The 23,558-nt window shown below is 44.2% G+C and carries 21 protein-coding genes and 1 pseudogene; 11 read left to right on the top strand and 11 right to left on the bottom strand.

The features are described from left to right. The first annotated feature begins 27 nt into the window (after positions 1–27). The 10 genes from atpE (at position 28) to WDV75_RS00065 (ending at position 11,052) form a co-directional block, all read left to right on the top strand. Positions 28–267, top strand: a complete 240-nt coding sequence (gene atpE / locus WDV75_RS00110; protein WP_045967711.1) for a F0F1 ATP synthase subunit C — start codon at positions 28–30, stop codon at positions 265–267. 58 nt (positions 268–325) lie between these two features. Continuing rightward, on the top strand, positions 326–796 hold the full coding sequence (gene atpF / locus WDV75_RS00105) for a F0F1 ATP synthase subunit B (RefSeq protein WP_047770880.1): 471 nt from the start codon (positions 326–328) through the stop codon (positions 794–796). A gap of 12 nt (positions 797–808) precedes the next feature. Next, a complete protein-coding gene (gene atpH / locus WDV75_RS00100; RefSeq protein ID WP_189758980.1) occupies positions 809–1,342 on the top strand; it encodes a F0F1 ATP synthase subunit delta in 534 nt (177 codons plus the stop codon). A gap of 14 nt (positions 1,343–1,356) precedes the next feature. Continuing rightward, positions 1,357–2,898 carry a F0F1 ATP synthase subunit alpha gene (atpA, locus tag WDV75_RS00095; RefSeq protein ID WP_273560246.1) on the top strand — a complete coding sequence of 514 codons (1,542 nt, stop codon included), beginning with the start codon at positions 1,357–1,359 and terminating at the stop codon, positions 2,896–2,898. 72 nt (positions 2,899–2,970) lie between these two features. After that, on the top strand, positions 2,971–3,834 hold the full coding sequence (gene atpG, locus WDV75_RS00090; protein WP_193851894.1) for a F0F1 ATP synthase subunit gamma: 864 nt from the start codon (positions 2,971–2,973) through the stop codon (positions 3,832–3,834). 34 nt (positions 3,835–3,868) lie between these two features. Further along, positions 3,869–5,251, top strand: a complete 1,383-nt coding sequence (gene atpD, locus WDV75_RS00085; protein ID WP_189758982.1) for a F0F1 ATP synthase subunit beta — start codon at positions 3,869–3,871, stop codon at positions 5,249–5,251. A 21-nt stretch (positions 5,252–5,272) separates the two neighbouring features. Then, positions 5,273–5,695: a F0F1 ATP synthase subunit epsilon gene (locus WDV75_RS00080; RefSeq protein ID WP_045967700.1), complete on the top strand. Its 423-nt coding sequence runs from the start codon at positions 5,273–5,275 to the stop codon at positions 5,693–5,695. Between the two features lie 143 nt (positions 5,696–5,838). Continuing rightward, complete coding sequence (gene glmU / locus WDV75_RS00075) at positions 5,839–7,239, top strand: bifunctional UDP-N-acetylglucosamine diphosphorylase/glucosamine-1-phosphate N-acetyltransferase GlmU (RefSeq protein WP_273560250.1); 1,401 nt, start codon at positions 5,839–5,841, stop codon at positions 7,237–7,239. A gap of 121 nt (positions 7,240–7,360) precedes the next feature. Beyond that, positions 7,361–9,190 (top strand): glutamine--fructose-6-phosphate transaminase (isomerizing), encoded by a 1,830-nt coding sequence (gene glmS / locus WDV75_RS00070; protein ID WP_273560252.1) that lies wholly within the window; start codon positions 7,361–7,363, stop codon positions 9,188–9,190. A gap of 413 nt (positions 9,191–9,603) precedes the next feature. Next, entirely contained in the window at positions 9,604–11,052 is a 1,449-nt protein-coding gene (locus tag WDV75_RS00065) for a flavin-containing monooxygenase (protein ID WP_273560254.1), read from the top strand. A gap of 7 nt (positions 11,053–11,059) precedes the next feature. On the opposite strand, the gene WDV75_RS00060 is transcribed toward WDV75_RS00065, so the two are convergent. The 6 genes and pseudogenes from WDV75_RS00060 to WDV75_RS00035 form a co-directional block, all read right to left on the bottom strand. Then, positions 11,060–11,620 (bottom strand): rhomboid family intramembrane serine protease, encoded by a 561-nt coding sequence (locus WDV75_RS00060; protein WP_420497530.1) that lies wholly within the window; start codon positions 11,618–11,620, stop codon positions 11,060–11,062. Positions 11,621–11,719: 99 nt separating this feature from the next. Further along, the gene (locus WDV75_RS00055) at positions 11,720–12,109 is read right to left on the bottom strand and encodes a hypothetical protein (protein ID WP_273560258.1); all 390 of its coding nucleotides are present in this window, start codon (positions 12,107–12,109) and stop codon (positions 11,720–11,722) included. Positions 12,110–12,118: 9 nt separating this feature from the next. Then, entirely contained in the window at positions 12,119–12,661 is a 543-nt protein-coding gene (locus tag WDV75_RS00050) for a LemA family protein (RefSeq protein ID WP_273560260.1), read from the bottom strand. A 12-nt stretch (positions 12,662–12,673) separates the two neighbouring features. After that, a complete protein-coding gene (locus WDV75_RS00045) occupies positions 12,674–13,747 on the bottom strand; it encodes a hypothetical protein (protein ID WP_273560262.1) in 1,074 nt (357 codons plus the stop codon). A 32-nt stretch (positions 13,748–13,779) separates the two neighbouring features. Further along, complete coding sequence (locus tag WDV75_RS00040) at positions 13,780–14,343, bottom strand: LemA family protein (RefSeq protein ID WP_273560264.1); 564 nt, start codon at positions 14,341–14,343, stop codon at positions 13,780–13,782. A gap of 21 nt (positions 14,344–14,364) precedes the next feature. Beyond that, positions 14,365–14,556, bottom strand: a pseudogene (locus WDV75_RS00035) (hypothetical protein); the annotation flags it as partial. Between the two features lie 506 nt (positions 14,557–15,062). Here WDV75_RS00035 and asd point away from each other — a divergent pair. Beyond that, entirely contained in the window at positions 15,063–16,184 is a 1,122-nt protein-coding gene (asd, locus tag WDV75_RS00030) for an aspartate-semialdehyde dehydrogenase (RefSeq protein WP_273560268.1), read from the top strand. Positions 16,185–16,277: 93 nt separating this feature from the next. Here asd and WDV75_RS00025 read toward each other — a convergent pair whose 3' ends face one another. The 5 genes from WDV75_RS00025 to dnaA form a co-directional block, all read right to left on the bottom strand. Then, the gene (locus WDV75_RS00025; RefSeq protein WP_273560270.1) at positions 16,278–16,919 is read right to left on the bottom strand and encodes a hypothetical protein; all 642 of its coding nucleotides are present in this window, start codon (positions 16,917–16,919) and stop codon (positions 16,278–16,280) included. A 603-nt stretch (positions 16,920–17,522) separates the two neighbouring features. Then, positions 17,523–19,937, bottom strand: coding sequence for a DNA topoisomerase (ATP-hydrolyzing) subunit B (gene gyrB / locus WDV75_RS00020; RefSeq protein ID WP_273560271.1), 2,415 nt, complete (start codon positions 19,935–19,937; stop codon positions 17,523–17,525). Between the two features lie 18 nt (positions 19,938–19,955). Continuing rightward, positions 19,956–21,047, bottom strand: a complete 1,092-nt coding sequence (gene recF, locus WDV75_RS00015; protein WP_189758997.1) for a DNA replication/repair protein RecF — start codon at positions 21,045–21,047, stop codon at positions 19,956–19,958. Positions 21,048–21,064: 17 nt separating this feature from the next. Continuing rightward, positions 21,065–22,165: a DNA polymerase III subunit beta gene (gene dnaN / locus WDV75_RS00010; protein WP_273560274.1), complete on the bottom strand. Its 1,101-nt coding sequence runs from the start codon at positions 22,163–22,165 to the stop codon at positions 21,065–21,067. Between the two features lie 4 nt (positions 22,166–22,169). Next, entirely contained in the window at positions 22,170–23,558 is a 1,389-nt protein-coding gene (dnaA, locus tag WDV75_RS00005) for a chromosomal replication initiator protein DnaA (RefSeq protein WP_189758999.1), read from the bottom strand.

Genomic DNA, 23,558 nt, shown 5'->3' with positions numbered 1-23,558 from the left:
TTAACTTGAAACAAACTGGAGACTGTCATGGATATAAACATGGATCTGCTGTACATAGCTGCCGCTATTCTGATGGGTTTGGCGGCTATCGGTGCTGCGATCGGTATCGGCATCCTCGGGGGTAAATTCCTGGAAGGCGCTGCTCGCCAACCTGATCTAATTCCTCTGCTGCGTACGCAGTTCTTTATCGTCATGGGCCTGGTTGACGCCATCCCGATGATTGCTGTGGGCCTGGGCTTGTTTATGATGTTCGCTGTTGGCGGTTAATAAGATAGCAGAACTTAAAATTACGCCAATTCATTAATTGAAATAGAGGTATTGTGTCGTGAATATTAACGCAACAATCCTCGGCCAGGCCTTAGCGTTTGTCCTGTTTGTTTTGTTCTGCATGAAGTATGTATGGCCACCAATCATGGCGGCCATTGAAAAACGTCAGAAAGAGATTGCTGACGGTTTGGCTTCAGCAGAGCGTGCCAAAAAGAACCTGGACTTAGCGCAAGCCAATGCGACCGACCAACTGAAAAAAGCGAAAGCTGATGCACAAGTTATCATTGAGCAGGCTAATAAACAAAAAGCCCAAATTATTGATGATGCGAAAGCAGAAGCAGAGCTGGAACGTAACAGAATTGTGGCGCAAGCTCATGCTGAAATTGAAGCTGAACGCAAGCGCGCACGTGAAGAGTTACGTAAACAGGTTGCGATGTTGGCTATCGCAGGTGCCGAGAAAATCATCGAACGTTCCGTGGATGAAGCTGCTAACAGCGACATCGTTGATAAACTGGTCGCTGAACTGTAAGGAGGGAGGGGCATGTCTGAATTTGCTACGGTAGCTCGCCCCTACGCCAAAGCAGCTTTTGACTTTGCTGTAGAACACCAATCGCTCGAACACTGGCAGAACATGCTGGCGTTCATTGCTGAGGTTACTCGCAACGAGCAGGTTGGTGAGCTGCTTTCCGGTTCATTAGCACCGGAAACGTTAGCCAAAACCTTCATCACCCTTTGTGGTGAGCAGGTTGATGAGCATGCTCAGAACTTTATTCGTGTAATGGCAGAAAATGGTCGCTTGCTGGTACTGCCAGAAGTCTTCCGGCAATTTATCCAATTGCGTGCGTCACTTGAATCGACTATCAATGTTGAAGTGATTTCTGCGACCGAACTGAATGAGCAGCAGCAGGCTAAAATTTCTGCGGCGATGGAAAAACGTCTGTCACGCAAAGTGAAGCTGAATTGCAAAATTGACAAGTCTGTTATTGCCGGTGTGATTCTCCGTGCGGGTGATATGGTAATAGATGGCAGTATTCGTGGCCGTCTGGATCGTTTAACAGACGTCTTGCAGTCTTAAGGGGACTGGAGCATATGCAACTGAATTCCACCGAAATCAGCGAACTGATCAAACAGCGTATTGCTCAGTTCAATGTCGTGAGCGAAGCTCACAATGAAGGTACGATTGTTTCCGTTAACGACGGTATCATTCGTATCCATGGTTTAGCTGATGTCATGCAGGGTGAAATGCTTTCCCTGCCTGGCAACCGTTACGCAATTGCACTGAACCTGGAGCGCGACTCTGTAGGTGCAGTTGTGATGGGTCCGTATTCTGACTTGGCCGAAGGCATGAAAGTCAAATGTACTGGCCGTATTTTGGAAGTGCCTGTTGGTCGTGGTTTGCTGGGACGTGTTGTTAACACACTGGGCGAACCCATTGACGGCAAGGGCGCTATTGAGAACGACGGTTTCTCACCGGTAGAAGTTATCGCACCAGGGGTTATCGATCGCCAATCCGTTGACCAGCCTGTCCAGACAGGTTACAAATCTGTTGATGCCATGATCCCAATCGGCCGTGGCCAGCGTGAGCTGATCATCGGTGACCGTCAGACCGGTAAAACTGCTCTGGCTATTGATGCGATTATCAACCAGCGTAATTCTGGTATCAAATGTGTCTACGTTGCGATTGGTCAGAAAGCCTCTACCATTGCTAACGTCGTTCGTAAACTGGAAGAACACGGCGCACTGGAAAACACCATTGTTGTTGTTGCATCCGCTTCTGAATCTGCGGCCCTGCAATATCTGGCACCTTACTCTGGTTGCGCGATGGGTGAATATTTCCGTGATCGCGGTGAAGATGCCTTGATTGTTTACGATGATCTGTCTAAACAGGCTGTAGCATACCGTCAGATTTCCCTGTTGTTGCGTCGTCCACCTGGACGTGAAGCATACCCTGGTGACGTATTCTATTTGCACTCCCGTTTGCTGGAGCGTGCAGCGCGTGTTAACGCTGAATACGTTGAGAAATTCACTCATGGTGAAGTGAAGGGTAAAACCGGTTCACTGACTGCGCTGCCAATCATTGAAACTCAGGCGGGTGACGTTTCTGCGTTCGTACCAACAAACGTTATCTCTATCACTGATGGACAGATCTTCCTTGAATCTTCTCTGTTTAACTCAGGTATCCGTCCAGCGGTTAACCCAGGGATTTCCGTATCCCGTGTAGGTGGTGCTGCTCAGACTAAGATCATCAAGAAACTGTCTGGTGGTATTCGTACTGCTCTGGCTCAGTACCGTGAACTGGCGGCATTCTCCCAGTTTGCTTCTGATCTGGATGATGCAACGCGTAAGCAGTTGGATCATGGTCAGAAAGTGACTGAGTTGTTGAAACAGAAACAGTATCAGCCGATGTCCATTGCACAGCAGGCTCTGTCTCTGTTTGCTGCTGAACGTGGTTATCTGGAAGATATCGAAATCGCAAAAGTGGTCAGTTTCGAAGCTGCGCTGTTGGCATATGCTAACCGTGAACATGCTGATCTTCTGAAAGAGATTGACCAGTCTGGTGATTACAATGGAGAGATCGAAGCGAAGCTGAAAGCTCTGTTGGAATCCTTCAAGGCGACTCAGTCCTGGTAACACTATTCGGCCCAGTTTGATTCTATTTAACGAAAAAACTTGGGCCGTCTGGTTGAATTCGGAGAAGCAGAAATGGCCGGCGCAAAAGAGATACGTACCAAAATCGCCAGTGTGCAGAACACGCAAAAAATCACTAAAGCGATGGAGATGGTCGCCGCGTCCAAAATGCGTAAAACGCAGGATCGCATGGCGGCCAGCCGTCCTTATGCAGAAACCATTCGCAATGTGATTGGACACCTTGCGTTAGGTAATCTGGAATACAAACATCCATACCTTGAAGAGCGCGAAGTGAAGCGTGTTGGGTACGTGGTTGTTTCGACTGACCGTGGTTTATGTGGCGGTTTGAACATTAACGTGTTCAAAAAATTGCTGATAGAAATGAAAGACTGGTCTGATAAAAACGTTCAAGTTGATTTGGCGCTTATTGGATCAAAAGCGGTTTCCTTCTTTTCTTCTGTTGGTGGCAACATTGTTGCTCAAGTAACAGGGATGGGAGATAACCCGTCATTATCCGAACTGATCGGGCCAGTCCACGTCATGATGCAAGCATATGACGAAGGGCGTCTGGATAAACTGTATATAGTGACAAACAAGTTCATGAATACAATGTCTCAGGTTCCGACGATCACTCAGTTATTGCCTCTGCCAGCCGGAGACGATGAAACACTGAAGAAGAAGTCTTGGGACTATCTGTATGAACCTGATCCTAAGGCGTTGTTGGATACCCTGCTGCGTCGCTATATAGAATCGCAAGTTTATCAGGGCGTCGTTGAAAACCTGGCTAGTGAACAGGCCGCACGAATGGTAGCGATGAAAGCCGCAACCGATAACGGTGGCAACCTGATCAAAGAGTTGCAGTTGGTTTACAACAAGGCTCGTCAGGCCAGCATCACTCAGGAACTCACCGAAATCGTTTCGGGTGCTTCTGCGGTTTAACAGCTAGGTTTACGAATTACGTAGAGGATTCAAGATGGCTACTGGAAAGATTATCCAGGTAATCGGCGCCGTAGTGGACGTCGAATTCCCTCAGGACAGCGTACCAAAAGTATACGATGCCCTTGAGGTTAAAAACGGTGAAGAGAAACTGGTGCTGGAAGTTCAGCAGCAGTTAGGTGGTGGTATCGTCCGTTGTATCGCAATGGGGACCTCCGATGGCCTGCGCCGTAATTTGGACGTGACTGATTTAGGACACCCAATCGAAGTACCAGTGGGTAAAGCAACACTGGGCCGTATCATGAACGTATTGGGCGATCCAATTGACATGAAAGGTGAGATTGGCGAAGAAGAGCGTTGGTCAATTCACCGTACAGCACCATCCTATGAAGAGTTATCTAACTCTCAGGAACTGCTGGAAACCGGTATCAAAGTTATGGACCTGATTTGCCCATTCGCGAAGGGGGGTAAAGTTGGTCTGTTCGGTGGTGCTGGTGTAGGTAAAACCGTTAACATGATGGAGCTGATCCGTAACATCGCGATCGAGCACTCAGGTTACTCTGTATTTGCCGGTGTTGGTGAGCGTACCCGTGAAGGTAACGACTTCTATCATGAAATGACCGATTCAAACGTACTGGATAAAGTATCTCTGGTATACGGTCAGATGAATGAGCCACCAGGAAACCGTCTGCGTGTTGCATTGACCGGTTTGACGATGGCGGAAAAATTCCGTGATGAAGGCCGTGACGTTCTGCTGTTCGTTGATAACATTTACCGTTATACCCTGGCAGGGACAGAAGTATCTGCACTGTTAGGTCGTATGCCATCTGCGGTAGGTTATCAGCCAACGTTGGCAGAAGAGATGGGTGCTCTGCAAGAGCGTATCACCTCAACGAAAACAGGCTCTATCACCTCCGTACAGGCTGTTTACGTTCCTGCGGATGACTTGACTGACCCATCACCTGCGACAACCTTTGCTCACTTGGATGCAACCGTCGTACTGAGCCGTCAGATCGCCTCTCTGGGTATTTACCCTGCGGTTGATCCACTGGATTCAACCAGCCGTCAGCTTGACCCACTGGTTGTTGGTCAAGAGCACTATGACGTGGCGCGTGGTGTTCAGTCCATTCTGCAACGTTATCAGGAGCTGAAAGACATCATCGCCATTCTGGGTATGGACGAACTGTCTGAAGACGACAAACTGGTTGTGGCGCGTGCTCGTAAGATCCAGCGCTTCCTGTCTCAGCCATTCTTCGTTGCAGAAGTCTTCACCGGTTCACCAGGTAAATTTGTCCCTCTGAAAGACACTATCCGTGGCTTCAAAGGTATCCTGGAAGGTGATTATGACCATCTGCCAGAGCAGGCGTTCTACATGGTTGGTACCATCGAAGAAGCTGTGGAAAAAGCGAAAAAGCTTTAATACGGCTGACGGGAGGTTGATATGGCTGCAATGACGTTCTCCCTGAACGTAGTCAGTGCTGAAAAACAGATGTTTGAAGGACTGGTACAGAAAATTCAGGTGACAGGTAGTGAAGGTGAGTTGGGGATCTATCCTCAACACACACCACTACTGACTGCCATAAAACCGGGCATGATACGTATTGTTAAGCAGTTTGGTGAAGAAGAATTTATCTACCTGTCAGGTGGTATTCTTGAAGTTCAGCCAAATGGCGTTATCGTACTGGCCGATACAGCGATCCGTGGTAAGGATTTGGACGAAGCTAAAGTGCTTGAAGCCAAGCGCAAGGCGGAAGAACACATCCGTAATTCTCACGGCGATGTTGATTATGCTCAGGCATCTGCTGAATTGTCGAAAGCGATCGCGAAACTTCGTGTTATCGAATTGACAAAAAAAATGATGTAATAAATACCCAAAGGGTATAGGCAGTTAGATAAAAAGCCAGTTGGTGAAAACTAACTGGCTTTTTTGCATTGCGAAATATGTGGCAATTTATTTCGCAAACAGGTTTACTTTCATACTTAAAAATTGGGATTGTCAGGTTTCTTATGTCTGTAATTGCAAATAATGACAACGCAAATAATATCGGTACAAAAAGTGTCGTGATCCTTGCCGCAGGCAAGGGAACTCGCATGTATTCCGCACTTCCTAAAGTTCTGCACTTGCTGGCCGGTAAACCGATGGTTCAGCATGTTATCGATACCGCAATGGAGTTGGGCGCCCAAAATGTTCACCTGGTTTATGGGCATGGTGGTGATTTGATGAAACAAGCACTTTCCAGCCAGGATTTGAACTGGGTACTACAAGCTGAACAGCTGGGGACAGGCCATGCTATGCAGCAAGCGGCTCCGCATTTTTCGGATGATGAAGATATTCTGATTCTTTACGGTGATGTGCCCTTGATTGGTAAAGATACCTTGGCGCGTCTGATTGAAGCTAAGCCAGAAGGTGGAATCGGTTTATTAACTGCCATTTTGGATAATCCAACGGGCTATGGTCGTATCATTCGTGAAAATGGTGAAGTGACGGGTATTATCGAACAGAAAGATGCAACGGAAGAACAGCGTAAAATCAACGAGATTAACACGGGTATTTTGGTGGCGAATGGCGGTGATTTGAAACGTTGGTTATCCAGGCTGGAAAATAATAACGCACAGGGCGAATATTACCTGACTGATGTTATTGCGCTTGCACACAAAGAAGGCCGTCAAATCAAAGCGGTACACCCAAGCCGTTTAAGTGAAATGGAAGGGGTAAACAATCGCTTGCAACTTTCTGCCCTGGAACGGATTTACCAGTCTGAGCAAGCGGAAAAATTACTGCTGGCGGGCGTTATGTTGTTAGATCCTGCCCGTTTTGATTTGCGTGGAACATTAGAACATGGCCGTGATGTGGTCATTGATACTAATGTGATTATTAAAGGCCATGTCACACTGGGAAATAATGTTCAGATCGGTTCTGGTTGTATCCTAAAAAATTGTGTTATTGGTGATGGGGCAGTGATTGATCCTTATACTATCATCGAAGATTCTGAAATTGCGGCTGAGTGCACTATTGGGCCTTTTGCCCGTTTACGCCTTGGCTCCAAATTGGCGGAAAAAGCTCATGTTGGCAATTTCGTTGAAATGAAAAAATCCTCACTTGGCAAAGGTTCCAAGGCAGGCCACCTGACTTATCTTGGTGATTCTGAAATTGGCAATAATGTAAATATTGGTGCGGGCACCATTACTTGTAATTATGATGGCGCCAATAAATTTAAAACCATCATTGGTGATGATGTTTTTGTTGGTTCTGACACTCAGCTTGTTGCGCCAGTTACGGTCGCGAAAGGTGCGACGATTGGTGCCGGAACCACAGTAACAAAAAACGTTGCTGAGAATGATTTAGTTATCAGTCGCGTAAAGCAAACTCATATTAAAAACTGGCAGCGTCCAGTGAAGAAAAAATAATTAAGATATATCCATAATAAAAATCCCCATCTCTACAAAGCTCGGGGACGGCAAAGCCGAAACGCAATCAGGTTGGCGACATAAAAGGGCTTCATCGCCCTGTTTTTGGGAATAAAACAAAATGTGTGGAATTGTTGGTGCAGTAGCACAACGGGATATTGCAGAAATACTGATCGAAGGTCTTCGTCGCCTGGAGTATCGTGGTTATGACTCTGCGGGTATAGCTGTTGTTGACAGTGAAAACCGCATGACCCGCCTGCGCGAAGTGGGTAAAGTACAGATGCTGGCTGATGAAGCAGATAAACAGCCTGTCATTGGTGGAACAGGGATTGCCCATACTCGTTGGGCGACTCACGGTGAACCCAGCGAGCGCAATGCTCATCCTCATGCTTCTGAACATATTGCTGTTGTGCATAATGGCATTATTGAAAACCACGAAGAACTGCGCGAAGAATTAAAAGTGCGTGGTTACACCTTCTCTTCTGATACAGATACAGAAACCATTGCCCATCTTGTTCACTGGGAGCAGCAACAAGGCGGTTCACTGCTGGAAGTGGTGCAGCGTGTGATCCCACAATTACGTGGCGCTTATGGCACCGTAATTATGGACAGCCGTCACCCTGATGTGCTGGTTGCTGCGCGCTCTGGCAGCCCATTGGTCATTGGCTTAGGCGTGGGTGAAAACTTCCTGGCATCTGACCAATTGGCATTACTGCCAGTGACTCGCCGCTTTATTTATCTGGAAGAGGGTGATATTGCAGAAATCACTCGCCGTACCGTTCGTATCTTTGATGTACAGGGCGAAGCGGTTGAGCGCGAACAAATTGAATCTAACGTTCAGTACGATGCTGGCGATAAAGGTGTATACCGCCATTACATGCAGAAAGAGATTTACGAGCAACCAATGGCGATCAAAAGCACATTGGAAAGCCGTTTGAGCAATGGTCAAGTAAATCTGTCAGAACTAGGCGCTAATGCTGCGGAATTATTGTCCCAAGTTGAGCATATCCAAATCGTTGCCTGCGGTACTTCCTACAATGCAGGTATGGTTTCGCGTTACTGGTTCGAATCACTGGCAGGTATCCCATGTGATGTTGAAATTGCTTCTGAATTCCGTTACCGCAAGCCAGCGTGTCGTAAAGGAAGCCTGCTGATCACCCTGTCCCAATCTGGTGAAACGGCTGATACCTTGGCTGCCTTGCGCTTGTCCAAAGAACTCGGTTATCTGACTTCGTTGACCATCTGTAACGTTGCCGGTTCCTCTTTGGTACGTGAATCTGAATTTGCCCTGATGACCAAAGCAGGGGCAGAAATCGGCGTGGCATCCACCAAAGCTTTTACCACCCAGCTAACTGTATTGCTGATGCTAGTGGCTTATATGGGACGTCTGAAAGGTGCGGATACAGCACTGGAACAAGATATTGTTCATGCCTTACATGCTCTGCCAAGCCGTATTGAAAGCATGTTGTCTAAAGACAAGTTGATTGAAGCATTGGCAGAAGATTTCTCTGAAAAACATCATGCCCTGTTCCTTGGCCGTGGCGATCAATACCCGATCGCGGTTGAAGGTGCGCTGAAACTGAAAGAGATCTCCTACATTCATGCAGAAGCCTACGCAGCCGGTGAATTGAAACATGGCCCGTTGGCACTGATTGATGCGGATATGCCGGTTATTATCGTTGCACCGAACAACGAACTACTGGAAAAACTGAAATCTAACATTGAAGAAGTTCGTGCCCGTGGCGGTTTGTTGTATGTCTTCGCCGATCAGGATGCAGGTTTCACTAACAGCGAAAACATGAAGATCATCTCTCTGCCACATGTAGAAGAGTTGATCGCACCGATCTTCTATACCGTGCCACTGCAATTGCTGTCTTACCATGTTGCCTTGATCAAAGGTACGGATGTGGATCAGCCGAGGAATCTGGCTAAATCGGTGACGGTGGAGTAAGAGCCACCAATTTTGGTGTAAAAAAGCTTTAAACTTTCTAAATCCGGTTATGCGTAAGCTAACCGGATTTTTTCGTAAGAGAATAATCGCAGTACATAGAATGTTAACGATAATAAAATGTATAAAACAAATCTGATAAATCTCTTACTTGAACGTCCAGTCCTCAACTCTTAACCCATCAACGACATTGTCAGGGAAACGAAGATCTGCGGGTAGAAATCACACGCATCTTGAAGTTAGATTGGTATATATAGCATGACAAATATTAATCAATACCTCTCAATTCCAATCATTAACATCCTGATACTCCCCCCACATAAATGCAAATGGTTGCTCCTGCAAATAGAAAATAACATGACATCTTGAACAAACCGCTTATCTGGTTAAGAGGATCTTTTTGCAGGAGAAACAACATGAGTAATCATTATGATGTTTTAATCATAGGCGTTGGAGTTTCTGGTATTGGTATGGCGTGTCATTTGGCAAGGGAATGTCCCAATAAAAAAGTGGGGATCTTAGAACGTCGCCATAATATAGGGGGAACTTGGGATTTATTTCGCTATCCAGGTATTCGTACAGATTCGGATATGATGAGCTACGGCTATAAATTCCGTCCTTGGACAGATACCAGTATTTTTGCTGATGGACCTTCAATTAGGCGCTATCTCCATTCAGTAGCAACAGAATATGAAGTTGATAAGAAAATACAGTTCGGGTTGAGAGTCACTCAAACTGACTGGTCAAATGAAACTTGCCAATGGACTGTTACTGCAATTGATGAAGCCACTGAAGAAATACGGCAATTTACCTGCCATTTTCTTATCATGGCGACAGGTTACTACAACTATGATGAACCTCATTTACCCAAATTTCCTGGTCTTGAAGATTTCAACGGCCCAATCATTCATCCTCAATATTGGCCCGAAGAATTGGACTATAAAGGAAAGCGAGTCGTTGTGATTGGAAGTGGCGCAACCGCGGTCACTTTACTGCCGGCAATGGCTAACGATACTGAACATATCACCATGCTACAGCGTTCTCCTGGCTACATTTTATCGATACCTGGAAGGGATAAGATGGCAGAATTGCTAAAGGGCGTTATTCCCCAACGTTGGATTTACACGTTAAGTAAAAATCGCAATATCTTATTCTTCAGTTCGTTGTATAAGATAAGTCGATATTTTCCCAACCTGCTCAGATCGTTTTTATTGGGATTGGCTCGCAGAAAGGTTGGTTCTGATTTTGACATGAAACACTTGACGCCAAAGTACATGCCATGGGATGAACGATTGTGTTTTGTTCCCGACAGTAATCTGTTTAATGTACTGAAAGAAGGCAAAGCCTCTATCGTTACCGATCAGATTGAACGTATTACTGCAAATGGTATTTTGTTGCAATCTGGTAAGGAATTACCCGCAGATATCATAGTGACAGCGACGGGGCTGAAATTACATCTTATGGGGGGAATAGAACTTTTTATTGATGGACAAAAGCCACAAAGTCATAGCCAATTGTTATATAAGGGAACATTGGTACAGGATATTCCTAATTTTGCTTATCTGGTTGGCTATATCAATAATGCCTGGACATTAAAAATTGATCTCTCAGCTGAATATATTTGTCGTTTATTAAATGAGATGGATCGCCGCCACGCCAAGATTGTCACACCACATGCGCAACCCGATGAAGTTGTGGTTAATGAGCATATTTTTGGTGCCTTGCGTTCAGGTTATGTGAGACGTGGTGAATCTGGTCTTCCTCGTCAGGGACGTAGCCAAAATTGGCATGTTTCACATGATTACAAAAAGGATAAAGAGGTATTTGGGCAATCTATTAATGATACGGCATTACGGTGGAAGTAAATTTTAACTAACGATTTGTGATGAGCCACTTTTTGGTCATCCAAGAGAAAACTATCCCTGAGATAGCGCCAAAAATATGTCCTTCGGTTGAAATGTATTCTTGCCATGGTAACAAACCGAAGGCAATTCCTTTGTAGTAGATAAGCACCAGAAGTGCAAAGAAGAGATCTTTTATTCGCTTCAGGAAATAAGCATTAGCCAGCAATAATCCCCACAGGCCAAAAACCCAGCCGCTGGCACCGATATGAATAGCGGTGCGGCCAAATAACCAGACCATAATTCCTTCTGTAAAGATAATAAACAGACTGGCAATAACATAATAACGGATGGAATGGATCATCAATAATGCACTTAATACCAATAATACAGGAAGGTTGCTGAATAAATGTCCCCAACTGCCATGCAGGAAAGGAGATAGGGGAATACCTATCAATCCCCGAACATCACGGGGAATAATACCGAGATAGGTTAATGATCCATCGGTTAGGGCATTAAGCAGCTGGATGATGACAAGAATTGATGCTAACCCTATTAGCATATAAAGGCGTTGCTTAAACCATACTGCCATCATTGTCTCCCTGTTGAGAATTGGAAATGGCTTACCAAGATACTTTTTGCCTATCATAACAGGGAACATGATAATTATCGCTTCTCCCTTACTGATGGGCTATCTACCTTGCTTTTTACCGCGTTTCTGACCAACTATTTTCTGATCATGATCAGGTAAAAATGAATTAATATAATCTGCTAACTGATTATAATTAAAAAGGACAAATAAAAAACAATTCAGAATAACAATTACGCAAATAAAGAACGAGTGTATTCCTTTGATATTTAAAACGAGTAGAGATATCGATACGATTAAATTTGGAAAAAGTGATAATGCAAGAGTTCCTAAGATAATATTAGAAAAGGTCTTTAATGGAGGAATTTTCTGCAATATAGCGAATATGAAGAAAGGAATAAACAAGCCAAAGGTTGATATGGCAATGACATATCCAGGTTCTTTTTCCACCATGTTGGCAAAACCAAATAGATCAAAAGGGATAGTTAGCATGAGATTTCCTTATTCATCAGTGGTACTGATATCAAGCATAGTTCGTGGCTGATAACCTAATATTTTAGCAAATATCAAATTAGGGAAGGTTTGGATGCCAGTATTATAGAGAGCGACACTTTCATTAAAAAATTCACGGCGATCAGCGATTTTGTTTTCCAGTGAAGCTATCCGATTTTGCAATTTATGCAGGTTTTTTAGTGCCTGTAAGTGAGGGTAGTTTTCTATTAATAAATTTATACTTTGTAAAACGTGGGTGATTTTATTGTTAATCTCTATCTTTTGATTAATATCTGGGCTGGCAAAGTAATGCTCTCTTAGCTCTGCGAGTTCCAACAGCAATGCTTTTTGGTGCGACATAGCCTGTTCGGTAGTCCTTAATAATCCAGGGATTTCATCTGCCCGCTGTTTTAGCAATACATCAATATTGGCAAAGGCTTTTTCGGTGTAATTTTTCAGCGTAACAACCTTATTGTAAATATCATTCAAATAATAGAACAACAAAACCGACAAAATAATAATGATAAAAGTTGCGATCAGAAGGGGGTTCATGGACTTTCCCTATTAAAACAGCCAACTGAATAATGGTGATTTATTAAACATCAGTGTTAGTGCTTGCCCGTTATATTCGTATGGAATGGTTAGCACAATTGCACTTAGAAATACGGCTATTATGATAAATGTTAAAGCAGATTTCTTCAGTGGATAGTGTTTATTCCAATGTTTAACGGACTTGATTGGGGTGGCGGCCAAAATATCGTTTTCGATGTCTTTCTGGATCACGATCTGGTTAGCTTTTTCAGCGGCTGCGCCAATTAACATAATGGTGTCATGGTTGAAGATTGCCCGTTCAACATAGCGCATATTTCCCTTTTCATATTTGCAGGTAGGGGGCAGGGAAATCAGTGATAGATCGTCAGTAATTACAGACGCTGAACCTGTCTCATCCTGAATTTTGAAAGGTGCGCATTGGGTTTGATCAGTGATTATTTTGTAGTATTTCTTTCCTTCTGAACTTTTAGTTTCTTGATGTACGGTATAGTGGTAAGCAATGCATCTTCTTTTACTCAGTGGCGCGGTGCGCAATTTTTGTTTTTCAGCAACTGCTGTACCTTGCACTTCCACTAAACCCATCGCCATTGAGCCGATTTTAGAAGTAGGAAGCATTTGCTGAAGTTTGAAGAATTGTTTTTTTGGGGTTTTTTGTCGCCATATCAAAAAACCGATTATGATGAAAAATCCGGCACACAGTCCGAAAGTGATGGAATTATCTAAATAATTCGTACTGTAGGTTATGGCTATTCCCAAGAGCGTTATAAGCACATGAGTAGTTGCCTGGAAGAGAGTTATTTTCCCCTTTGTGATACTATTTAGCAGGTTAAAGCAGGATTTGATAATATCCCATACCTTGGCACTAAAGATGACCAAAATAAGCAGGATAAAGAAGAAGCCGATGATATACAGGATATTATTTTCATTAAGATAAGTCATGATGCTTGCTGACAAACTGCTGATTGCTGCTGTTATTAATACCCATTTTTTTCGTTCAATGCGAAGGTGATAAATTTCTAAGAATAAAAATACGGTAGTGCCACTCAAAACCGCGCTAAAAATGATTGAAGCGATAATTGAAGTCATTAGTTAATTTAGTTACCTGTCTTGATAAAAAATTATTCAAACCGAATGCCGTTATATTTCTTCTCTTCTGCCGAAATTTCTAACAGAGGAAGAGGTTGGTATTTCAGCGCCCTTGCGACAATGAGTGCCGGAAAAACTTGAATACCAATGTTGTAAGTTGTCACAGCATCGTTAAAACTTTCACGTCGGCGTGCGAGTTTATCTTCTACGTTGCTGACTGCTTTCTGGAGCTCAATAAAATTCTCACCGGAAATCAGCATAGGATAATTTTCTGAGATGGCTATGACGGTTTTCAATGCCTGTTCCATCTGATTGGAGGCATGAATTTTTTCAGGCAGAGAACCAGAATTTAGGTAATTCTGGCGGGCAGCACTGAGCGTTGTAAAGATCCCTCGCTCATGGGACATCGCTTTGGAAACGATAGCGATTAAAGCGGGTATCTGCTCTGCCTGTTGCTTCAATATAACGTCGATATTGGCGAAAGCATTATCAACGTTATTACGTAGTAAAACTAATCTGTTATAGAGACGGATTCCCCCGATTATCCCACTGATAAGAAAGAAGAAAAATATTATAATCGTGATCATAATTTCCATATATCTTATTCCTTAACTTTTTGTCAGTAATTGGGCTTTTCCCAAATAGTGATCATCAATAATGCGACGTATCTCTTCGGCATTCATTACCACAGAAACTTTTTCACTGAGCTTATTCATGTTGCGATAGCTACCCTGCAATTTAAACGGTGGTTCTGCTCGGTATTGGTCGGATTGTATAGCGCTGGCAATGTACTGTTGATTTACCTTAAAGGCGATAGTGATTGTCAAATAGTAGTTAATTAAAACAGTTTTCAAAATAATTTAATAGGAGAAAAAATGGCTTTTTTGAATCTTATCGCAATAATTAGATATCCCTGATTTATGGGGGCTATTCATAAGTATTGGGTGGCCGATATACGTTTTTGATGTTTATGTTGAAATAACATGATGAATGCTAAGATGGCCAGAAAAAATAAATTAATTTTCTCATAAAGGAAAAATTAACAGTGGGAAAATCTAAAGTTACTCCCCGCGTAGCGGGGAGATATAAGACGCATATTGAAAGGTGATTGATATATATCCAATCATATAATTAATAAGATTCATTATGGATACTATTTGGAATCACATCTGATTGTATGTCATTTCACAACTGATGGGAAAGATCGTCCATGCTAGCACTATAGCTCATAAATATACTTGCACCTTTTGCCATATTTTGTCAGTTTTAATGCTATCAGTGGTATCTGATAAACATCTTTTAAGGCAGGGTAAATATGAGTAAGAGTGTAGGTTTTATCGGTTGGCGCGGTATGGTCGGCTCAGTATTGATGCAGCGGATGATAGAAGAGCGGGATTTTGACGAAATAAATCCGGTTTTCTTCACAACCTCCCAACACGGGCTTCCAGCCCCGCAGTTTACAATAAATCGTACAGGAACATCAGGCATCTTACAGGATGCTTTTGATATTGAGGCGCTGAGTGCGCTGGATATTATCATTAGTTGCCAGGGGGGGGATTATACCAATGAAATCTATCCTAAACTGAGAGCAACTGGCTGGCAGGGATATTGGATCGATGCTGCTTCTGCACTGCGTATGAATGATGATGCTGTCATTATTCTTGATCCTGTCAACCATCAACATATTCAAAATAGCTTAAATAAAGGCATCAAAACCTTTGTTGGCGGTAATTGTACGGTTAGCTTGATGCTGATGTCATTGGGAGGACTGTTTACCAATGATTTAATTGAGTGGGCATCGGTATCAAGCTATCAGGCGGCTTCTGGCGGTGGCGCTCGCCATATGCGTGAACTGCTGGTGCAAATGGGGATGCTGCATAATCAGGTGGCTGAGGAGCTACAAAACCCTGCTTGCGCGATTTTGGATATTGAAAAACGTGTAACGGATTTTACCCGTAGCGGTGCATTGCCAACTGACCAGTTTGGTGTTCCTTTAGCGGGAAGCTTAATTCCGTGGATTGATAAGCAACTGGAAAATGGACAGAGTCGCGAAGAATGGAAAGGCCAGGCCGAAACCAACAAGATCTTGAATACGGGTAATAACGTGATCACGATTGATGGCTTGTGTGTCCGCATTGGGGCATTACGCTGTCATAGTCAGGCATTTACCCTGAAATTGAAAAAAGATATCCCGATCCATGAAATTGAAACATTGCTGGCTTCCCATAATGATTGGGTACGCGTTATTCCAAATGATCGCGAATTAACGATGCGGGAGTTAACACCGGCGGCGGTGACTGGCACGTTGAATACACCAGTAGGACGTCTACGTAAGTTGAATATGGGACCGGAATATTTATCTGCCTTTACGGTGGGCGATCAGTTGCTATGGGGAGCCGCAGAGCCTTTGCGCCGTATGTTGCGTATTTTGCTGTAGAAAAGAGTTAAGTTTTTATTGAAGTATTATATTGGTTGAGAATAATGCCGCCATTCGATAGAGATATTGGCGGCATTAATTATTTTTTGGCTTTTAGCAAACGGTTGTACCTAATGTTAACGTGACACAACGAATAAACTCGGTACTGACTCCTTTGCGGTTTTCAAGGTCTATAACTGATGTTGTATTATATTTGGGACAGATTTCATAAAGCAATTCAGGTGATATATCTGCCCCCAGAGATTTAAGCACCGCAGAAGCTGTTTCGGGCCTAAAATTCATTCGAGCTTCATAGGCGGGAAGTGCATTACGGATTTTCTGGAACATCTCTTGGTTTTCATCCAGAATTGTTTCCAGATTACTGTCATTAATATGGGACAAAGCATGATCAAAGTCTGTCACACCGCGAAGCGCGAGAAGACTAATATCCATGTTATGTTTGGTAGCAAGTGATTCAGTGCCTGTTTGGGATTGAATTTTTGCATAGTCGAGTGACTTAATTTCATGATGAATTTTACTGGCTACTTCTGGAATGAAACCAACAGCCAGAGCGATATTTTCAATTTCATCATGAGTTAATGCGAACATAACACCTTCCCACGAATCGGTCAGCTCCATTGCCTTAGCACGGAGAGCATTGGCATTGTCGGATATACGACTTAGCTCATTTTGACTCACCATCATGGCATCAATAATATGTGGTTTGGTAGATGTTTGGTCTGTGAATTTTTGCATGATCTTCTTCTAAATGACATTACTATATAGGTAAATATCTTCTACGGATAATGATACAGCTTCTGATAAATCGGACGAGATGAATGGGTCGGGATATTAATTAACTTTATCCGTCATCCATTGTCAATAATTTTTTAAAGAGGTTATTGTTCAGGTTTTGTTATATTGAATAGGCTGAAACAATAAATTTATATATTATATACCAATCCAACTTTAAGATGCGTTTTATATTTCCCCGCGCAGAGAGTAAATATAAGGCCTCGCCTCGTCTTGCGGATTGCAACTTGAAGTTTATCGAGTATAAAGATTATATTTTCTATTTTTATTGGATTAACAGAATGTAAAGGGATATGAAAATAATAATCTAATAATAGGGATGGTTATATATTAAGAAATAAGGGCTATTCATGAATGGTTAATTTTTAATTTACCTGTGTCATGGGGTAATGTTTATTTTATATTATCCATCAGGTTTATATTTATACCCATCTCATTTCAATATGCATCTTAAAGTTACATTGGTATATCTCCCCGCTACGCGAGGAGATATAAAACGCTTCTTGAAGTTAGGTTGGTATAGTTCTGTAAATAGTTTCGGGAATATCAGATATCAATATTCGCCGCTTTCAAGGCATTCTCTTCAATAAATGCCCGGCGAGGTTCAACCGCATCCCCCATCAGAGTCGTGAACAGTTGGTCAGTTGCAATGGCATCTTTCACGGTTACACGCATCATGCGACGGGTTTCTGGGTTCATGGTCGTTTCCCATAACTGCTCAGGGTTCATCTCTCCCAGACCTTTATAGCGTTGGACGGCAAGACCACGACGTGACTCTTTAGTCAGCCATTCCAGAGCCTGTTCAAAGCTGCTGACTGCCTGACGACGTTCACCACGTTCGATGTATGCACCTTCCTCAATCAAATTCCCAACCAATTCACCCAGTTTGGTAATGCGGCGATATTCGCCCCCGTGGATAAAATCGAAATCCAGATTGTAGTTGGTATCAACACCATGTGTACGAATGCACAGAATGGGTTCGAAAATTTGGCGTTCACGGTTTTCATGGATTTGATAGCTGTAAGTGCTGCCATTTTGCTCTTTGTCATTCAGACGAATAGCCAGTGAGCTTACCCACTCTTCCACTTTTGCCTGATCGTTCAAAGCATCTTCGGTCAGTTTTGGATGGTAAACCAGGTTGTTTAGCAGGGCCTGCGGATACAGACGCTCCATGCGACGGATGATTTTCTGAGCGGCATTGAATTCAGCTACCAATTTTTCCAACGCTTCCCCTTTCAGGGCAGGTGCATGTGGATTGGTATACAACGCAGCGCCATCCAATGCGATAGACATCAGGTAAGCTTCCATTGCATCATCATCTTTGATGTATTGCTCTTGCTTACCTTTTTTCACTTTATACAGTGGTGGTTGGGCGATGTAGACATAACCGCGTTCAATGATTTCCGGCATCTGGCGATAGAAGAATGTCAGCAACAGAGTACGTATGTGCGATCCGTCAACGTCAGCATCGGTCATGATGATAATGCTGTGATAACGCAGCTTGTCTGGGTTGTATTCATCGCGGCCAATGCCACAGCCCAGGGCCGTGATCAAAGTGGCGACTTCCTGTGAAGAGAGCATTTTGTCAAAGCGTGCTTTCTCAACGTTCAGGATCTTACCTTTCAATGGCAGGATAGCTTGATTCTTACGGTTGCGTCCTTGTTTTGCCGAACCGCCCGCAGAATCACCCTCCACCAGGTAGAGTTCGGACAGGGCTGGATCGCGCTCCTGGCAGTCAGCTAGTTTTCCCGGCAATCCGGCCAGATCCAGTGCACCTTTACGACGGGTCATCTCACGAGCTTTACGTGCTGCTTCACGGGCGCGGGCTGCATCAATGATTTTGCCGACGACAGTTTTGGCATCGTTCGGGTTTTCCAGCAGGTATTCCACCAGCTTCTCATTCATCAGGGTTTCAACCACGGTTTTCACTTCGGAAGAAACCAACTTGTCTTTGGTCTGTGAAGAGAATTTAGGATCAGGCACTTTAACGGAAATCACCGCAATCAGGCCTTCACGAGCATCATCACCTGTCGCGCTGACTTTGGATTTTTTGTTATAGCCCTCTTTGTCCATGTAGCTATTGAGGGTACGGGTCATCGCAGTACGGAAACCAACTAAATGGGTTCCCCCGTCGCGCTGAGGAATGTTGTTGGTGAAGCAGTAAATATTTTCCTGGAAACCGTCATTCCATTGCATGGAAATTTCAACACCAATGCCATCTTTTTCGGTACAGAAATAGAAGACATTTGGGTGAATTGGGTTTTTATTACGGCTCAGGAATTCAACAAACGCTTTTATTCCCCCTTCATAGTGAAAGAGATCTTCGGTATTTGTACGTTTGTCGACTAAACGAATAGCAACACCGGAGTTGAGGAATGATAATTCACGCAGGCGCTTGGCCAGAATCTCGAATTCGAACTCAGTGTTAATCTTAAACGTATCCATACTTGGCCAGAAACGGACAGTCGTTCCTGTCAGCTCAGTATCACCGACGACTTTCAATGGTGACTGTGGCACGCCCAGACAATAGGTTTGTTCGTGAACCTTACCGTCACGGCGGATAGTCAGTTCCAGTTTTTCCGATAAGGCGTTAACAACAGAAACCCCTACGCCATGCAGACCACCGGAAACTTTATAGGAGTTATCATCGAATTTACCCCCCGCATGCAGCACAGTCATGATGACTTCTGCTGCTGAAACACCTTCTTCTTCGTGTATGTCGGTCGGAATACCGCGGCCATCATCCTGCACAGAAACTGAATTATCTGCGTGGATAGTGACAGTTATTTTGTCACAATGACCTGCGAGGGCTTCGTCGATAGCGTTATCAACAACCTCGAAGACCATGTGGTGCAGGCCAGTACCATCATCGGTATCACCGATATACATGCCTGGACGTTTACGGACGGCATCCAGCCCTTTTAATACCTTGATACTTGAGGAGTTATATGTATTCGACATCAACGTTTCTCGCTCATCTTAATCCTGTGGTTGAACCTCTATTTTGCCATGTTCTACGCGAAACATCCTGCTATTTACATCAATCATGTCTGTAACTTGTCCAGGTGTGATTGCACTGACAAACACCTGGGCTTGCGTAGATTTTAGACGCTCGGCTAATAGCTGACGACGGCCGGCATCCAGTTCTGAGGCAAAATCATCAAGCAGATACAGGCATTTTTGCCCGCTCTGTCGGGTGAAATATTCACCCTGTGCTAACCTCAATGCGCACATCAGTAACTTCAACTGACCACGGGACAGCATATCTTCTACTGGTGTACCGTCCGCCCTGATCCGCAGATCGGCTTTATGCGGGCCGGAAGCGGTGTAGGTTAGCGATCTGTCGCGCTCAAACTGCCGCGCGAGCAGTTCTGCATATTCACTTTCTTTGTCCCAACCTTGCTGGAAGCTGATACTAAGTGTGAATTCAGGTAAAAATTGTTTGCAGGTTTTTTCTATATCTTCGGAAATTTCCGCAATATATTCAGCCCGCCATTGACTAATTTCACTTGCCAATGGGGCAAGCTCTCGATCCCAATGCTGGATTTGGCTGTAGCGAGTGACTTGTCGCAATGCGGCATTGCGCTGCTTAAGCAGCCTTTTCAGGTTGGCCCAGGCAGCAAAAAAGCGTGGTTCATTGTGAAAGCACCCCCAATCAATAAAGGCTCGACGATATTTCGGGCCACCATTTAGCAACGTAAAACCTTCTGGTGTGATAAGTTGCATTGGCAGTATTTTCGCTAATTCAGCAATTTTATGTCCATCACTGCCATCTATCCTGACTTTGCTGTCACCTTGACGGTTTTTACTTAAGCCCACCGATAAAGTTCGTTCATGGGGTTGCTGATCAAGCCGCCCATGAAGAATGAACTCTTCGCAATCATGACGAATGACTCTTCCTGCCTGAATACTGCGAAAAGCACGGCCGTGGCCTAAGGTATAAATGGCTTCCAATATACTTGTTTTGCCGCTACCGTTCGGCCCAACCAGAAAATTAAAACCGGTTGCCAGTGGCAAGTCAGCATCCGCGATATTACGGAAATCGCGGATCAGCAAACGCGAGAGAATCATATAATGAGTTAATTTTGTTACAGGCGCATTGGCATCACGACATAAGTCGCAGCCTGACTCGCTGAATTCTCAATTTTTACGCTGGATGTGGCATCTGTTAGCAGAAGGCTCACTTGCTCGCATTTCAATGCGTTGAGGACATCCAATATGTAGCTGACATTGAAGCCAATTTCCATTTCAGCCCCCTGGTAACTGACATCAACAATCTCTTCTGCTTCTTCCTGCTCTGGGTTATTGGCGGTAATTCTAAGTTGATTTTCGCTCAAGTAGATGCGAACGCCCCGGAATTTTTCATTGGACAAAATGGCGGCCCGTGAAAATGCTTGCTTAAGCATGTCACAATTGGCTTCTAACGTTTTATCGGGATTTTTGGGTAACACGCGACGATAATCAGGAAAACGGCCATCAACTAACTTCGATGTGAAGATAAAATCACCAACATGAGCACGAATGTTATTGCTGCCAATCTGCAATTGCAGCGGATTGTCACCGCCATCCAACAGACGCATTAATTCAATGACGCCCTTGCGAGGTACGATCACGGAATGGGAAGGCAGATCTTGCCCGATGCTCATGGAACAAACGGCCAAACGGTGGCCGTCTGTGGCAATGGTACGTAGTTCTTCGCCTTCCGTTTCAAACAACATACCATTCAAGTAATAGCGAACATCCTGATGCGCCATGGAAAATTGGGTGGATTCAATCAGGCGTTTCAGTGTGGACTGAGGCAGAGAAAATTCGACTTCGCTCTGCCAGTCATCAAGATTGGGAAAATCTGATGCGGGTAGCGTAGAGAGTGAAAAACGGCTGCGGCCCGAACGGACGAGAATGCGATCACTATCCAGTTCTACACTGATTTCTGCTCCGTCAGGCAACCCACGCCAGATATCGAAAAATTTACGTGCGGGAACAGTCGTTGCACCTTGTTCATGTGGCTGGGTAAGTGTAACCCGAGCTTTCATTTCCATTTCTAAATCGGTGCCCGTCAGCAGCAGGGAACCTTCTGTTACCTGCAATAATAAGTTGCCTAAAATAGGCAGGGTAGGGCGGCCTCCCAAGGGGCTGCTAACCTGTTGCAAAGGTTTTAATAATTGCTCACGTTCAATGATAAATTTCATAGCGCTAGGAAGACAATGTTCTGATTAAGTTAGAAAAATCTTCTTTGATGTCGTGACTCTCTTCACGCAGTTGTTCGATTTTCCGACAAGCATGAAGTACGGTTGTATGGTCACGTCCACCAAAGGCATCCCCGATTTCAGGCAAGCTGTGATTGGTCAGCTCTTTTGCCAGCGCCATTGCCATTTGTCTCGGACGGGCAACGGAGCGTGAACGGCGCTTGGAAAGCAGATCTGCAACCTTGATTTTGTAATATTCAGCCACCGTTTTCTGAATATTATCGATGGTTACCAGCTTTTCCTGTAGAGCCAATAAGTCACGTAATGCTTCGCGTACAAAATCAATAGTAATCGCACGGCCAGTAAAATTGGCATTGGCGATGACTCTGTTCAAAGCGCCTTCGAGTTCACGAACGTTAGAGCGCAGGCGTTTAGCAATAAAGAAAGCCACTTCTCCCGGCAACTGGATTTGATTCTCATCGGCTTTCTTCATCAAAATAGCAACGCGAGTCTCCAGCTCCGGCGGTTCAATAGCAACGGTCAATCCCCAGCCAAAACGGGATTTTAACCGATCTTCGACGCCATTTATCTCTTTCGGATAGCGATCTGATGTCAGAATAATCTGTTGATTACCTTCTAACAGAGCATTGAACGTGTGAAAGAATTCTTCCTGAGATCGCTCTTTATTGGCAAAAAACTGAATATCATCGATCAGCAGGGCATCAACTGAGCGATAGTAACGTTTGAATTCTTCTATAGCATTGTTTTGTAATGCTTTTACCATATCCTGAACGAAGCGTTCAGAGTGCATGTAAACCACTTTTGCATTAGCTTTACGTGCCATAATGCTGTTGCCGACAGCGTGCAAAAGGTGGGTTTTACCCAGTCCGGTTCCGCCATAAAGGAACAGAGGATTGTATGCGCCACCAGGATTATCTGCCACTTGTCTGGCGGCAGCTCTGGCGAGTTGGTTAGATTTACCTTCAACAAAGTTATCGAATGTATGCTTGGGATTAACATTGGAACGATAAGATAACTCTGGCTGAGCTTTTGCGTTATCCCAGCTTGGGCGTACTGATGAACTGGACGGCGCAGCAGCCACCGGCATATCGGCAATGATTTTCTGAGATGCAGACTGGTTTGGTGAAACAGGCTTATTTCCTACTTCAAAACGCAGTAACGGTACTTCAGGACCACAGAAATCATTTAATAACAAATTGATATTATTAATATATTTCTCTCTCACCCAATCCAACACAAAACGGTTGGGGGCATAGAGAGCCAAAGTGTTATCACTCAGTTCTGCCTGAAGGGGTCGTATCCACATACTGAATTCTGTGGCAGGTAACTCATCCTGCAATCGGGCAAGACATTGCTGCCAAAGCGAAAGTGACAC

The sequence above is a fragment of the Xenorhabdus griffiniae genome (assembly GCF_037265215.1).
Lineage (GTDB): Bacteria > Pseudomonadota > Gammaproteobacteria > Enterobacterales > Enterobacteriaceae > Xenorhabdus > Xenorhabdus griffiniae.
The sequence above is the reverse complement of the archived record's forward strand: the minus strand, read 5'-3'. Positions and strand labels throughout refer to the sequence as shown.